Source organism: Paraburkholderia sp. SARCC-3016, from assembly GCF_031119615.1.
Classification (GTDB): domain Bacteria; phylum Pseudomonadota; class Gammaproteobacteria; order Burkholderiales; family Burkholderiaceae; genus Paraburkholderia.
The window spans coordinates 1-14,431 of the sequence record NZ_JAVHZD010000021.1; the positions used below are offsets into that span (position 1 = coordinate 1).

11 protein-coding genes are annotated in these 14,431 nt (G+C 65.6%); 5 read left to right on the plus strand and 6 right to left on the minus strand.

The annotated features are described in order from the left end of the window. Positions 1-376 precede the first annotated feature (376 nt). The 5 genes from pncB (at position 377) to QYH69_RS20935 (ending at position 6,513) form a co-directional block, all read left to right on the plus strand. Positions 377-1,585 carry a nicotinate phosphoribosyltransferase gene (gene pncB, locus QYH69_RS20915; protein ID WP_308833712.1) on the plus strand — a complete coding sequence of 403 codons (1,209 nt, stop codon included), beginning with the start codon at positions 377-379 and terminating at the stop codon, positions 1,583-1,585. A gap of 133 nt (positions 1,586-1,718) precedes the next feature. Further along, the gene (locus QYH69_RS20920; protein ID WP_308833713.1) at positions 1,719-2,384 is read left to right on the plus strand and encodes a lactate utilization protein C; all 666 of its coding nucleotides are present in this window, start codon (positions 1,719-1,721) and stop codon (positions 2,382-2,384) included. 146 nt (positions 2,385-2,530) lie between these two features. Beyond that, positions 2,531-3,952 (plus strand): sodium:proton antiporter, encoded by a 1,422-nt coding sequence (locus QYH69_RS20925; RefSeq protein ID WP_308833810.1) that lies wholly within the window; start codon positions 2,531-2,533, stop codon positions 3,950-3,952. An 87-nt stretch (positions 3,953-4,039) separates the two neighbouring features. Then, positions 4,040-5,035: a D-glycerate dehydrogenase gene (locus QYH69_RS20930; protein ID WP_308833714.1), complete on the plus strand. Its 996-nt coding sequence runs from the start codon at positions 4,040-4,042 to the stop codon at positions 5,033-5,035. Then, positions 5,032-6,513 (plus strand): DNA recombination protein RmuC, encoded by a 1,482-nt coding sequence (locus tag QYH69_RS20935; RefSeq protein ID WP_308833715.1) that lies wholly within the window; start codon positions 5,032-5,034, stop codon positions 6,511-6,513. Before QYH69_RS20930 ends, QYH69_RS20935 begins: the two co-directional genes overlap by 4 nt. A 127-nt stretch (positions 6,514-6,640) precedes the next feature. Here the strand turns inward: QYH69_RS20935 and QYH69_RS20940 are convergent, their stop codons facing one another. The 6 genes from QYH69_RS20940 to QYH69_RS20965 form a co-directional block, all read right to left on the minus strand. After that, complete coding sequence (locus QYH69_RS20940; RefSeq protein WP_308833811.1) at positions 6,641-7,132, minus strand: GNAT family N-acetyltransferase; 492 nt, start codon at positions 7,130-7,132, stop codon at positions 6,641-6,643. Then, on the minus strand, positions 7,132-7,407 hold the full coding sequence (locus QYH69_RS20945) for a hypothetical protein (RefSeq protein WP_075157757.1): 276 nt from the start codon (positions 7,405-7,407) through the stop codon (positions 7,132-7,134). The genes QYH69_RS20940 and QYH69_RS20945 overlap by 1 nt, the downstream gene beginning before the upstream one ends. 94 nt (positions 7,408-7,501) lie before the next feature. Next, a complete protein-coding gene (glp, locus tag QYH69_RS20950) occupies positions 7,502-8,848 on the minus strand; it encodes a gephyrin-like molybdotransferase Glp (RefSeq protein ID WP_308833716.1) in 1,347 nt (448 codons plus the stop codon). An 87-nt stretch (positions 8,849-8,935) separates the two neighbouring features. Continuing rightward, positions 8,936-9,562, minus strand: a complete 627-nt coding sequence (gene mobA / locus QYH69_RS20955) for a molybdenum cofactor guanylyltransferase MobA (RefSeq protein ID WP_308833717.1) — start codon at positions 9,560-9,562, stop codon at positions 8,936-8,938. 80 nt (positions 9,563-9,642) lie between these two features. Next, positions 9,643-10,755 (minus strand): GTP 3',8-cyclase MoaA, encoded by a 1,113-nt coding sequence (gene moaA, locus QYH69_RS20960; RefSeq protein ID WP_308833718.1) that lies wholly within the window; start codon positions 10,753-10,755, stop codon positions 9,643-9,645. Positions 10,756-10,934: 179 nt separating this feature from the next. Continuing rightward, positions 10,935-14,351 (minus strand): Rne/Rng family ribonuclease, encoded by a 3,417-nt coding sequence (locus tag QYH69_RS20965; RefSeq protein ID WP_308833719.1) that lies wholly within the window; start codon positions 14,349-14,351, stop codon positions 10,935-10,937. Positions 14,352-14,431 lie beyond the last annotated feature (80 nt).

A 14,431-nucleotide genomic window follows, 5' to 3' on the forward strand; every position in this document is an offset into this window, starting at 1 on the left:
GCTAAGCGGTCTTAGGAAGACAAAACATTCTACCAACTCCTTGGCTCACAGAACGACATGGCTACGATCCGACTTTATGGGGGATATTGGGGATGGCAAAACGCCAAAAAAGCTATTGTAACGTAACGTCAACAGGCGCATGCGGCACAGTTCCCCTGCCCTTATACCGTTTGGTGATTAGTTTATGGCCTGCCCGGCAGGCCGGTTTCAGCGGACCGGCTGCCGCTCGCACCATCGGGTAACATCCGCCTGTTCGCGCGATGCGACGCCGGTTTGCGTCCGCTGGTTTACGTCCGCTGCTTCACATTCGCTGCTTTACATTCGAATACACTGACCATAGCAATCGTCGTTCATCCGCGGTCTTGCCCGTTACCTCATGATCATCACCTCGCTGCTCGATACCGATCTGTACAAGTTCACGATGATGCAGGTCGTACTGCATCACTTTCCGGCGGCCAGCGTCGAATACCGGTTTCGCTGCCGTACGCCGAACATCGATCTCGTGCCGTATATCGACGAGATTCGCAGCGAAGTGCGCAAGCTTTGCCAGCTGCGTTTCAGCGACGGCGAACTCGACTATCTGCGCCGGATGCGGTTTATCAAAGGCGACTTCGTCGAGTTCCTCGCGCTCTTTCACCTGAACGAGAAGTACATCACGATCACGCCGTCCGCGAAGGGCAATGGCGAGATCGATATCGACATCACGGGACCGTGGCTGCACACGATTCTTTTCGAAGTGCCGGTGCTGGCGATCGTCAACGAAGTGTATTTCCGCAATACGCAGCAGGAGCCCGACTATCTCGAAGGCCGCGAGCGGCTCAAGAGCAAGATCGCGATGCTCGGCGCGCGGCCCGAATTCGCCGACTGCAAGATCGCCGACTACGGCACGCGCCGCCGCTTTTCGAAGCAGTGGCACGAGGAAATCCTGCTCACGCTGAAAGACGGGCTTGCCGAGCAGTTCGCCGGCACGAGCAACGTCTACTATGCGATGAAGCACGGCCTGACGCCGCTCGGCACGATGGCGCACGAGTATCTGCAGGCATGCCAGGCGCTCGGGCCTCGGCTGCGCGATTCGCAGATCTACGGCTTCGAGATGTGGGCCAAGGAATATCGCGGCGACCTCGGCATCGCGCTGTCCGACGTGTACGGCATGCAGGCGTTCCTGCGCGACTTCGACATGTACTTCTGCAAGCTCTTCGACGGCGCGCGCCACGATTCCGGCGACCCGTTCGACTGGGGCGAGCGGCTCCTCAAACACTATGAAGACAATCGCTGCGACCCGCGCACGAAGGTGCTTGTGTTTTCCGACGCGCTCGACATTCCGAAGGTGCTGCAGCTGTACGAGCGCTTTCGCGGCCGCTGCAAGCTCGCGTTCGGCGTCGGCACGAATCTGACCAACGATCTCGGCTACCGGCCGCTGCAGATCGTGATCAAGATGGTTCGCTGCAACGGCCAGCCGGTTGCGAAACTGTCCGATTCGCCCGGCAAGAACATGTGCGAGGACAAGGCCTATCTCGCCTATCTGCGCCAGGTGTTCGGCATTCCGCAGCCCGCCGACGACGACGGGTTCGACACCGGAAAGTGATCTCGCAGTGATGCTACGCCGCCATTCGCGGCGTGTGCATTAGCCGGATGGCCGGGTGTTACGCGCAAGGACCGGCCGGTATAATCCGCCGATGTCGCTTCATCGCATCAGCCACGATACGGGGACTTCGCTCATGGACACATCCACCGCCCGCCGCAACATCCTCGCGCGCATTCGCGCGGCGCAGGGGCGCGCGCCCGAACCGGCCGCCGGCGAGCGTGACGCGGTAGAGCGCTATATCGCAAGCCACCCGCGCGGCCCGCGGCCGCCGTTGCCCGACGATCTCGTCGCATGCTTCGTCGAGCGCGCGCAGCTGATGGTGAGCACCGTGGACACCGTCGAAACGCTGGCCGACGTTCCCGCCGCCGCGTACCGGTATCTGAACGAACAGGGCTTGGCTGTGCACGCGATCGCGTGGCAGACGCTGCAGGACATGCAATGGGCCGCGGCGGGCATCACTGTCGAATTTCGCAAGCCCGTCGATTCCGACAAGGTCGGTCTGACAGGCTGCTACTGCGCGATCGCCGAGACCGGCACGGTGGTTTTGATGTCGGGGGCCGAAACCTATGCGTCGGCAGGGCTGCTGCCCGAAACGCATATCGCGATCGTGCCTGCGTCGCGTATCGTCGGCTGCCACGAGGACGTGTTCGATCTCGTGCGCAAAGAACGCGGCGGCGAGTTGCCGCGCGCAACGAACTTCGTATCGGGGCCGTCGCGTACCGCCGACATCGAACAGACGGTGGTGCTCGGTGCGCATGGGCCATATCGCGTGCATGTGATCGTCGTACGCGGCGCGTGAGCGTCTCGTTGCTCGCTTCGTTTGGCTGGTTGTTCAGCCGTGTTTTCTCCCGTCTGTTAGTCCGCTTTTCAGTCCGCTTTTCAGTCCGCTTGTTAGTGTCTTTTTCCACTCTGTTCAATGCCACGGCACTCGCCGCGCGCGCGGCCGTGCCTCGCGCGCTAGCCACACTCGCGATCGCATGCGCTGCGTGGCCGCAACACGCGTTCGCGGCAAGCGTCGACGGCGCTGCGCTGTCCGCGTGGTGGGGCCTGCCGTTCGCCTGCATGCTGCTTTCCATCGCGGTTTTTCCGCTCGTCGCAGCGTCGTTCTGGCATCGCCACTTCGGCAAGATTTCGGCCGGCTGGGCGCTTGCGCTGCTCGTGCCGTTCGCCGTCGCGTTCGGCCCCCAGGCGGCGTTCGGCACGCTGATGCACGCGGTCTTCGAGGAATATCTGCCGTTCATCGTGCTGCTCGCCACGCTTTACACGGTGGCGGGCGGTATCTGTATCAACGGCAACCTGCACGGATCGCCGCGGCTTAATACGGGCATGCTCGCGCTCGGCACGCTGCTCGCGAGCATCATGGGCACGACCGGCGCGGCGATGCTGCTGATTCGTCCGCTGTTGCGCGCGAACGATAACCGCAAGCACGTCGTGCACGTCGTGGTGTTCTTTATTTTTCTGGTCGCGAATGCCGGCGGTTCGCTGTCGCCGCTCGGCGATCCGCCGCTGTTCCTCGGCTTTCTGAATGGCGTGGATTTTTTCTGGACCACCGTGCATCTCGCGCTGCCGATGCTGTTCATCTGCGCGGTGCTGCTCACGGCGTTCTATGCGCTCGACTCGTACTACTTCCGCCGCCACGGCGGCAGCGGCGAGACGCGCAAGCCGTTTCTCGACCCGACGCCCGATTCTCGCGTATTCTTCATCGACGGCAAGATCAACTTCGTGCTGCTCGCGCTGGTGATCGCGCTCGTGCTGATGAGCGGTCTGTGGAAGCCCGGCATCGCGTTCGATCTGGCCGGCGCGCGTGTCGAACTGCAGAACGCGGTGCGCGACGTGGCGCTGATCGTCGTCGCGCTGCTGTCGCTCGCGCTTACGCCACGTTCTGCGCGCAAGGGAAATGCGTTCGACTGGGCGCCGATCGAAGAGGTCGCCAAGCTGTTCGCGGGCATCTTCGTGACGATCGCGCCGGTCATCATGATGCTGCGCGCGGGAGAGGCCGGCGCGTTCGCGGGCGTCGTGCATCTGGTCAACGACGCGGCGGGCGAGCCGCGCAATGCGATGTACTTCTGGGCGACGGGCCTGCTGTCGTCGTTCCTCGATAATGCGCCGACCTACCTCGTATTTTTCAATCTGGCAGGCGGCGATGCGCGGCACCTGATGACCGCGGGCGCGTCGACGCTGGCGGCGATTTCGGCCGGCGCGGTGTTCATGGGCGCGAACAGCTATATCGGCAATGCGCCCAATTTCATGGTGAAGGCAATCGCGGAATCGCGCGGCGTACGGATGCCCGGTTTCTTCGCGTATCTCGCGTGGTCGGGCGCGGTGCTCATACCGTTGTTTATCGCGACGACATGGTTGTTTTTCTGAAGCGGCTCACAGCGCGCTCATGGACGCAGCATCGTTCGGCAATCGATAAGCGGCCGCGATGCCGCGCATTATTCGGAGAATACGGAAATGGCAAAGCAAAAAATCCTCGTCGCACGCCCGATTTTTCCTGATGTGATCGATCGGCTCAAGCAGCATTTCGAGGTCGACTGGAACAATGGCGACGTGCTCGGCAACGATGCGTTGCTCGAGCGCCTCGCCGATAAAGACGGCGCACTGACGGCCGGCGAGCCGATCGGCGCCGCGACGTTCGCGGCTGCGCCGCGCCTGCGTGTCGTGTCGAATATGGCGGTCGGCTACAACAACTTCGATATGGCCGCCTTCAACGCGGCGAATGTGCTCGGCACGAACACGCCCGACGTACTGAACGAAGCGACGGCCGACTTCGGCTGGGCGCTGATGATGGCGACTGCGCGACGCGTTACCGAATCGGAGCACTGGTTGCGCGCGGGTCACTGGAAGAAGTGGGGCTACGACAGCTTTCTCGGCGCCGACGTTTATGGCTCGACGCTCGGTGTAATCGGCATGGGCCGCATCGGCCAGGCGCTCGCGCGCCGCGCGCGCGGCTTCAACATGCAGGTGATCTACCACAACCGGTCGCGTGTCGCGCCCGAGATCGAGGCGGAGTTGAATGCGCAGTACGTGTCGAAGGAAGAACTGTTGAAGCGCGCTGACCACGTCGTGCTCGTCCTGCCATACAGCGCCGCGAGTCACCATACGATCGGCGCGGCCGAACTCGCGCAGATGAAGCCGACCGCGACGCTGACCAATATCGCGCGCGGCGGCATCGTCGACGATGCGGCGCTGGCCGAGGCGTTGCGCGCGAAACGGATCGCGGCCGCCGGCCTCGATGTGTTCGAAGGCGAGCCGAGCGTGAATCCGGCGCTGCTCACGGTGCCGAATGTCGTGCTCACGCCGCATATCGCAAGCGCGACCGAATCGACGCGCCGTGCGATGGCCAATCTCGCCGCAGACAATCTGATCGCAGGCCTCGGCGTGGGGCCGCGGGCCGGTCAGCCGCCGAATCCGATCAACCCGGACGTGATCGGGAAGGCGCGTTCATGATCACGGCATTGCTGGCGGCAGTCGTCGTTCTCGCGGTTGCGCTGGTGATCGCGCTCGTCGTGTTGATGCGCGCGGGCTCGCAAGCGCGCGACGGCGATCGTTTCGACGAATTGAGCGGACGTATCGCATCGAGCACCGACGCGCAGGCGCGCGAGTTCGAGCGCGTCGAACGCGAGCTGCGCAACGACATCACCGAAACCGCGCGCGTGTCGCGCACCGAACTTGCGGGAGGCTTCTCGCAGTTTCAGCAGACACTTGCCGCGCAGTTTACGAGCATGACGAGCGTGCAAAGCGGCAAGATCGACGGCTTCGCGCAGCAACTCCTGAAGCTTACCGAAACAAACGCGCAACAGCTCGACGCGGTGCGGCAGAGCCTGCAGGTGCAGGCGCAACAGGCGCGCGACGAGCAGGGCGTCACGCTGAAGCGTTTTGGCGACACGCTGACGCAGCAGCTCGCGCAAATGACCGAAGCGAACGACCGGCGCTTTGCGGAAGTGCGCGCGACCATCGAACAGCGCTTGAAGGATATCGAAGCGAACAACGCGACGAAGCTCGAAGAGATGCGCCGCACAGTCGACGAAAAGCTGCATGCGACGCTCGAGCAGCGTCTCGGCGAATCGTTCAAGCTCGTGTCCGAGCGGCTCGAGCAGGTGCATCGCGGGCTTGGCGAAATGCAGACGCTCGCGGCCGGCGTCGGCGACCTGAAGAAGGTGCTGACCAATGTGAAGACACGTGGGACGTGGGGCGAAGTGCAGCTCGAAGCCCTGCTCGAGCAGATGCTCACGGCCGATCAGTACGCGAAGAACGTGGCGACGAAGCCGAAGAGCGCGGAGCGCGTCGAATTCGCAATCCGGCTGCCCGGCAAGCCGTCGGCCGACGGCGCCGCGGAACCGGTGTGGCTGCCGGTCGATGCGAAATTCCCGCGCGAAGACTATGAGCGGTTGATCGAAGCGCAGGAGCGCGCGGACCCGGTCGCGGTCGAAGAGGCATCGCGCGCGCTCGAGGCGCGCATTCGCGGCGAGGCTCGCACGATCGCCGAAAAGTATGTCGCGCCGCCGCACACCACCGATTTCGCGCTGCTGTTCCTGCCGACCGAAGGGCTGTATGCGGAAGTGTTGCGCCGGCCGGGTCTGACCGACCTGCTGCAGCGCGACTATCGCGTGACGGTGGCCGGCCCGACGACGCTGACCGCGTTGCTCAATAGCCTGCAGATGGGCTTCCGCACACTGGCGATCGAGCAGCGCTCGAGCGAGGTCTGGCAAGTGCTGGGCGCGGTGAAGACCGAGTTCGGTCAGTTCGGCGATGTGCTCGCCAAGACGAAGGCGCAACTCGAAACGGTGACGCGCTCGATCGAAAAAGCCGAAGTGCGCACGCGCGCGATGAACCGCAAATTGCGCGATGTCGAAGCGTTGCCGGGGGAAGAAGCGCGTGAATTGCTCGGCGATGCATTGTCCGGGTCGGACGCCGACGAACCTTGAGCAGCGGCGGTGGAGCGGGACCGGTCGTGCCGACCGGCGTCTTCCCGCAGCGTTCGCGCTGCCGCGGCGCTTATTTCACAGCCGCTTCACAGCCGCTTCACAACCGCTTCACACCAGCTTCACGCCGCTACTTCTGCCCGGCGCGCGCTGCAAGCTGTGCAAGCGCGTCGCCGGTAATCCGCACGATGCGCCAGTCGGGCAGCACGTTCGCGCCCATTCTTTCGTAGAAGTCGATCGCCGTCTGGTTCCAGTCGAGCACCGACCATTCGAAACGCCCGCACTGCCGCTCGACCGCGAGGGCCGCGAGATGCCGCAGCATTGCCGAGCCGAGCCCGCTGCCGCGCTGCGACGGCTGCACATACAGATCTTCGAGATACAGCCCACGGCGGCCGAGGAAGGTCGAGTAGTTGTGGAAGAACAGCGCGTAGCCGACGATACGGCCGTCGTTTTCCGCGACGAGCGCTTCGGCCGACGGCCGCGCGCCGAACAGCGCGTCATGCAGATCCGCATCGGTCGCGATGAACAGATGCGTGAGCTTTTCGTATTCGGCGAGCTCGTACATGAGCGCGCGCATCGCGCCGACGTCGGCCGGCGCTGCCGCGCGAATGGCCGCCGCCATCATGCTTCCTCGGGCACGTCGCTCAACTGGATCTCGATCCCGCCGAAGCGCGACGCGACCCAGTTATACGCGTGACAGGCGATCCACAGCAGCACGAAGCCGAGAATCGCGTTGAGCAGCAGTGCGCTGAACACTGTCGAGAGTTCGACCGAGCCGTAACGGATAAACGCGACGAGCACGCCGAGCAGCACGATCGGCACGCTGAACGTCAGATAGACGAGGATCAGCGCTTTGGCGGTTTGTCCCGGTGCGATGGACGAGATCTGTTTTTTCATTGAGGTCGTACCCGTGAGTCGCGTAGTGAGCAATGTGGTCGGTCTTGTTCTGGCGCGTGTCGTGATCGCAAATTTATACGCAAATGCGCGTGTGTCAGATTAAACCGTCGAAAAGCATGATATCGACAGTGTCGCCCGCATCGACGTCCGGCTGGTCATGCGCGAGCACGATAAAGCAGTTCGCTTCGCTCATCGAGCTCAACACGCCCGAGCCTTGCGAACCGGTCGGTGCGACGTGCCAGCGGCCGTCGGCGGCGCGCTGCGCGGTGCCGCGCTGAAATTCCGTGCGGCCGGGACGCTTGCGGATCGGCACCGCCGATATCGCGTGCAGCACGGGCGCGGGCTGCGGCGTGGCGCCCGCCATGATCAGCAGCGCGTCGCGCACGATCTGATAGAACGTGACCATGACCGCGACCGGATTGCCGGGCAGGCCGAAGAAGAGCGCAGGGTCGCCGACGCCGGCACGGCCGCCCGACCATACGCGGCCAAACGCCATCGGCCGGCCCGGCCGCATCGCGAGACTCCAGAATGCGACGTCGCCGAGCGCGCGCGAAAGCTGCTTCGTCAGATCCGCGTCGCCGACCGATACGCCACCCGACGTCAGGATCACGTCGGCGCTGGCTGCCGCGGTCAGCAGCGCTTTCTCGAGCGCTGCCGGTTCGTCGCGCACGACACCGAGGTCGATTGCATCGAAGTTCAGGCGGCGCAGCATCGCGAGCAGCGTATAGCGGTTGCTGTCGTAGACGCAGCCGGGTTCGAGCGGCTGACCGATCGAGCGCAATTCGTCGCCGGTCGAAAAGAATGCGACGCGTAGCCGGCGACGCACGGCGACTTCGCCGATACCGAGCGACGCGAGCAGACCGAGATCGGAGGCGCGCAGGATGCGCCCCGCGCGCACGGCCGGCGCGCCGCGTGCGAGATCTTCGCCCGCGCGGCGCCGGTTCGAGCCGGCGCGCAGCGCGGCGGCGGCAAAGCGGATCGATTGACCGTCGCCGGCCGCCTGGTCCGCTTGCGGCCCTTCTACTGCTTGCACTTCTTGCACCTGCTCTTGCGGCACGACCGTGTCGCAGCCGGCCGGCATCAGCGCGCCCGTCATGACGCGCACGCATTGCGCGACGTCGATATTGCCCGTGAACGGATGGCCGGCGAGCGCGCGGCCTGCCACCGCAAGCGAAACGGAGCCGTCGGCTTGCACCGCTGCGGCGAGCGCCGCGCCGTCGAAGGCGTAGCCGTCCATCGCCGAATTGTCGTAAGCCGGCACGTCGATCGGCGACACGATGTCTTCCGCGAGCACCCGATCGAGCGCGTCGGAGAGCGCGACGCGCTCGGCCGCGACGATCGGGGTTGCCCACTGGCGCACGATCGCCTGCGCGGCCGAAACCGGCAAAGCTTGAGGATCGAACTGCGCTACGCAGCGTGAGAGTTCGTTGGACGTGGTCATGAATCGGGAAAGGTCGCGACCGGATGCGGGTCCGGCAGTGGCCGGACGATCGCGGCAGAGACAGCGGAAAGCGGGTGCCCGCTGCCCTCAGTCTGGTCCTCGGTTTCGTTCGAGGTCGGCCAGTTCTTGCAAAGAGTTGACATTGTAAAACGCACGTTCATCGGCAAAAGCGACTTCGACTGTCTTGTGGCGCGCGTACCACGCGCGTACCTTGCGCTCGCCTGCTTCCAGAAAGCTCGCGAGATCGTCGGCAAGGGCGGTGCGCATGAGCGCGAAGACCGGGTGGATCGATACCTCGTGCTGCGCATTGCTCGTGGCGACGGTCGCGATATCGGCGTGTTCGGTATCGAGCGCGCCGGCGAGCCGCGCGGCGAGGTCGGCGGGCAACGCGGGCGTGTCGCACGGTGCGCTCAGCATAAAGCCTGTGCGCGCGGCGCGCAGGCCGGCGAGCAAACCCGCTAGCGGACCGGGGAAGTCGGGCAACGTGTCGGCGATGACCGTTGCGTCGAACGGCGCGCCGAGCTCGGCATAGCGCGGCGCATTGCGGTTCGCGCTGATCAGCAGCGCGCCGGTTTGCGGCGCGAGGCGCCTCAATACATGCAGCGCGAGCGGCTCGCCGCGCAGCATCTGCAAGCCCTTGTCGACGCCGCCCATGCGCATGCCGCGGCCGCCTGCGAGCAGGAGGCCGGTGATCTGTTCGGTCGGAATCGGCATGGGTTTGAGCGGGATGGCGTAGGGGCGTGGGACAGGGCGGCCGGTCGCGCGGGTGAGCGCTGTCGCGTCCTTTTTTCCCGTTAGCCGCCGATATACGACATTTCGACGCGCCGCTCGGCCGCCTCGGCCTGCTGTCCCGGCTGCGCGCTGCCGCGCAGCTGCGAATAGCGGTCCGCGCGCGCTTCCCAGATATGCGCGATGGCGGTCGCAATCTCGTCGTCGCTCGAGCCGTTGCGCAGCAGCGCGCGCAAGTCGTGGCCGTTCGACGCGAAGAGGCACAGATAGACCTTGCCTTCGGTCGACAGCCGTGCGCGCGTGCAGGTGCCGCAGAACGCGCGCGTCACGCTCGAAATCACGCCGATCTCGCCGCTGCCGTCCGCGTAGCCCCAGCGCTGCGCGGTTTCCGCCGCGCTGTGCGCCTCGAGCGGCACGAGCGGAAACTGCTCGCCGATGCGCGCGACGACGTCGGCCGACGGCAGCACTTCGGCCATGTTCCAGCCGTTCGACGTGCCGACATCCATATATTCGATAAACCGCAGCACCGCGCCGCTGCCTTTGAAATGACGCGCCATCGGCACGATCTCGGCGTCGTTCGTGCCGCGCTTGACGACCATGTTTACCTTGACGGGCGCAAGGCCGATCGATTGCGCGACGTCGATGCCGGCGAGCACGTCTTCAACCGCGAAGTCGGCGTCGTTCATCTTGCGAAACAGCGCGTCGTCGAGCGCGTCGAGGCTGACCGTCACGCGCGCGAGGCCCGCGTCCTTGAGGCTGCGCGCCTTGCGCGCGAGCAGCGAGCCGTTGGTCGTCAGCGTGAGATCGAGCGGGCGGCCGTCCGGCGTCGTCAGGTTCGCGAGGCGCTCGATCAGGAATTCGATGTTCTTGCGCAGCAGCGGCTCGCCCCCGGTCAGCCGGATCTTTTCGACGCCCTGTGCGACGAATAGCCGCGCGACGCGCTCGATTTCCTCGAAGGTCAGCAGCGCGCTGTGCGGCAGGAACGGGTAATCCTTGTCGAATACCGCGCGCGGCATGCAGTAGACGCAGCGGAAATTGCAGCGGTCCGTGACTGAAATGCGCAGATCGCGCAGCGGTCGCGACAGCGTGTCGCGCAACTCGCCGCGCGGCGCTTGCGCGGGACCGGAAAAAACCGGCACCGCGCTGACATCGGTCAGAGGAATGATGCGTCGGGACATGGTTCGAATATTGAGATCCAAGACTTCATTCTAACGGAACGCTTCTTTTCGCTCGATTCGGGGAATACCTGCTGGTTGTGAAAAAGCCCGCCGATCGGCGGGCTTTGCGGGTCAGGCATCGGGAGCCGTCTGGCGGGGCTGGCGACCGATTGATTGTTCGGCCACCAGCCTGCCGAGCCTTACTGCGGATGCTTCACCGTTTCGACTTGTTGCATCGGCGCGGTATCGACCGGCGGCAGCGGCTTGCGCTCGCGCGGCGCGCGCACCGGCGGCACGACCTGCGCGGCGGCTTGCTGTGCTGCGCGCAGCTTGTCGGCATCGGTGTTCACCCAGACGAGGCCCACGCCTTCGAGCATCGACTGCAACGCTTGTGGCGACGCTGCGGCCGCGGAGTGCGTGCCGTTTGCGCGTGCTGCTTGCGGCGCGACGGACGCCTGCTCGTGCGCGACGGCGGCAGCCGGGCTCGCAGCGGCGGCGCTCGCCGCTACGGGCGCCGGCGCCGGCTCGGCTGCTGTTTCACGTGCCGGTTCAACGGTCGTTCTTGCCGGTTCGGCGGCTTCGGAGGTTGCCGTATGCGGCGCTTCGACTTGCTGCGGCGCGGGCGCATAGGCCGGAGCTGCAGGTTGCGGCGCGGCGACTTGCACCTGAGCCGGTGCTGCCGCGGCCGATTGGGACTCGGGCTGCGTTGCCGCTGCACCCGACGGTTCGACCGCGGCCGAAGCCGGGGCAGAAGCAGGGGCAGAAGCGGCTGCAACGGGCGCCGATGCTTCGTCGGCAGTTTGCGGCGCAGCCGACGGTGCGTCGAATGCGGCAGCCGGAGCAGCCTCGACGTGCGACGGTGCCGGTGCAGGCGCAACGGGCGCCGGAGCAGCCGACGGCTGGGGCTGTGCGTGCATTGCCGTCGGTTCGCTGACGACCGGCGCCGGGTGCGCGGCCACCGGTTCCATGTGCTGAACCGTCGCGGCCTTTTCGGCTGCGAGCGGCGGCGTTTCGTCGGCCGGCTGCAGTTCGGTGACGACGTGCGATTGAGTCGCAACGGCCGCTACGACCACTTCCACTGCGGCCTCTGCCGGCTGCTGCGTTTCATGGCGGCCCGCATATTCCGGCGCACGCACCGGCATTTCCGCCGGCACGCTCGCGCTATCGCCTTCCGCTTCCGCGACATCGGCTGCCGTGTTGACGTTGACGCCTTCCTCTTCGCGCTCGCGACGGCCGCCACGACGGCCGCGGCGGCGCCGGCGACGCTCTTCGCCGTCACGCGCGACTTCCTGGTCGGCCGGCGCGACGCCGTCCGTCAGGTTCGCCTGAGTCTGAAGGGCGGTATCCGCGGCTTGCGCTTCGGTCTGGCTCAGCGCGTCGGCATTTTCCTGCTGTTGACGGCGCCGCTCGCCGCGCTCGACGCGGTCTGCGCGCTCACGGCGTTCGCCACGCTCCTGGCGCTCGCCGCGCGCGCCGGCTTCCGCCGTATCGACGCGCTCGGCTGCGCGGTCCTGACCGCGTTCCGCGCGCTCGACGCGGTTTTCGCGGCTGTCGCGCTCGCGGCTTTCACGCGGCTCGCGACCTTCACGGCCCTCACCGCGGTTGTCGCGACCTTCGCGACCTTCGCGACCTTCGCGACCATCCCGGCCGCCACGCGTCTCGCGCGTGTCACGCTCCTCGCGCCGCGGCTGCTGACCCGGACGGCCGCCGGCCGCCGCGCCTTCGCCGCGCGTGACCTTGTCGCGCGCCGCGCCGCCACGGCGGTTGCGATCGCCACCGCGTTCGCCACCGCGTTCACCCGTGCGCTCGCCACGTTCGGCGCGCTCGCCGCGTGCCGGCCGGGCGGTCTTTTCCGCCGGAGCCGGCTGGGCGGCCGGCGCTGCCGGCTGCATGCCGAACAGGCCCTTGAGCCATCCGATAAAGCCGCCCGAAGCCGGCGTGACCGCAACCGGCACCGGGGTGGCCGCAGCCGTTCGCACCGGTGCGCTCGGCGCCGGCTTCTCGGGCGTGATGCCCTTGACCGCCGCTTCCTGCTTCGGCTTCACCTCCTCGGTGCGCTTGCTGTAACCCGTTTCCGACTCGAGTTCGCGAGCCGCTTCCTCGGCCATCTTCCACGACGCGCGCGGGTCGTCGAGGCGCACATCGTCGTGACGCAGACGCTCGAGCTTGTAGTGCGGCGTATCGAGGTGCTTGTTCGGCACGAGCACGACGTTGACCTTGAAGCGCGATTCGATCTTGTTGATTTCCGAGCGCTTTTCGTTGAGCAGGAAGGCCGTCACTTCGACCGGCACCTGGCAGTGGATCGCCGCGGTGTTCTCCTTCATCGCTTCTTCCTGAATGATCCGCAGCACTTGCAGCGCGGACGATTCGGTATCGCGGATATGGCCGGTGCCGTTGCAGCGCGGGCAGGTCACGTGGCTGCCTTCCGACAGCGCCGGACGCAGCCGCTGGCGCGACAGTTCCATCAGACCGAAGCGCGAAATCTTGCCCATCTGCACGCGCGCGCGGTCGTGCTTCAGCGCGTCTTTGAGGCGCTGCTCGACTTCACGCTGGCTCTTGGCCGACTCCATATCGATGAAGTCGATCACGATGAGGCCGCCCAGATCGCGCAGACGCAGCTGGCGCGCGACTTCGTCGGCGGCTTCGAGATTCGTGCGCGCCGCGGTTTCCTCGATGTCGGCGCCTTTGGTGGCGCGCGCCGAGTTCACGTCGATCGCGACGAGCGCCTCGGTATGGTCGATCACGATCGCGCCGCCCGACGGCAGCGGCACGGTGCGCGAATACGCGGTTTCGATCTGATGCTCGATCTGGAAGCGCGAGAAGAGCGGGACGTCGTCGTGGTAGCGCTTGACCTTGCTGACGTTGTCCGGCATCACGATGTCCATGAAGGCGCGCGCCTGGTCATGGATTTCGGTCGTATCGATAAGGATTTCGCCGATATCGGGCTGGAAGTAGTCGCGGATCGCGCGGATCACGAGGCTCGATTCGAGATAGATCAGCATCGGCGTGCCGGGCTGGCCGCTTTGCGAGGCCGCCTCGATCGCGCGCCACAGCTGCATCAGGTAGTTCAGGTCCCACTGCAGTTCTTCGGCGCTGCGGCCGATGCCGGCCGTGCGCGCGATGATGCTCATGCCCTCGGGCAGTTGCAGTTGCGCCATCGTTTCGCGCAGTTCCTGCCGGTCGTCGCCCTCGATGCGGCGCGACACGCCGCCGCCGCGCGGGTTGTTCGGCATCAGCACCAGATAGCGGCCGGCGAGCGAGATAAACGTGGTGAGGGCCGCGCCCTTGTTGCCGCGCTCTTCCTTTTCGACCTGAACGATCAGTTCCTGGCCTTCCTTCAATGCATCCTGGATGCGCGCGGAGCGCATTTCGACGCCATCGCGGAAGTACTGGCGGGCGACTTCCTTGAACGGCAGGAAGCCGTGGCGGTCTTCGCCGTAGTTGACGAAGCAGGCTTCGAGCGACGGCTCGATACGTGTGACGATGCCCTTGTAGATATTGCCTTTGCGCTGTTCGCGGCCGGCGGTTTCGATATCGATGTCGATGAGTTTTTGCCCATCGACGATGGCGACGCGCAATTCTTCCTGCTGCGTCGCATTGAACAGCATGCGTTTCATTGAACGGCTCCAGAGCGGCTTTGCGCGGCCCGGCATCCGACGAACTGCGAGGTGCAATCCGGGTTGCAACCAGTTGCAAC

Bases quoted from the DNA above. Each gene is read 5' to 3' on its own strand.
- pncB (WP_308833712.1), top strand. From the start codon at position 377: ATGATCATCACCTCGCTGCTCGATACCGATCTGTACAAGTTCACGATG.
- QYH69_RS20920 (WP_308833713.1), top strand. From the start codon at position 1,719: ATGGACACATCCACCGCCCGCCGCAACATCCTCGCGCGCATTCGCGCG.
- QYH69_RS20930 (WP_308833714.1), top strand. From the start codon at position 4,040: ATGGCAAAGCAAAAAATCCTCGTCGCACGCCCGATTTTTCCTGATGTG.
- QYH69_RS20935 (WP_308833715.1), top strand. From the start codon at position 5,032: ATGATCACGGCATTGCTGGCGGCAGTCGTCGTTCTCGCGGTTGCGCTG.
- QYH69_RS20940 (WP_308833811.1), bottom strand. From the start codon at position 7,132: ATGGCGGCGGCCATTCGCGCGGCAGCGCCGGCCGACGTCGGCGCGATG.
- QYH69_RS20945 (WP_075157757.1), bottom strand. From the start codon at position 7,407: ATGAAAAAACAGATCTCGTCCATCGCACCGGGACAAACCGCCAAAGCG.
- glp (WP_308833716.1), bottom strand. From the start codon at position 8,848: ATGACCACGTCCAACGAACTCTCACGCTGCGTAGCGCAGTTCGATCCT.
- mobA (WP_308833717.1), bottom strand. From the start codon at position 9,562: ATGCCGATTCCGACCGAACAGATCACCGGCCTCCTGCTCGCAGGCGGC.
- moaA (WP_308833718.1), bottom strand. From the start codon at position 10,755: ATGTCCCGACGCATCATTCCTCTGACCGATGTCAGCGCGGTGCCGGTT.
- QYH69_RS20965 (WP_308833719.1), bottom strand. From the start codon at position 14,351: ATGAAACGCATGCTGTTCAATGCGACGCAGCAGGAAGAATTGCGCGTC.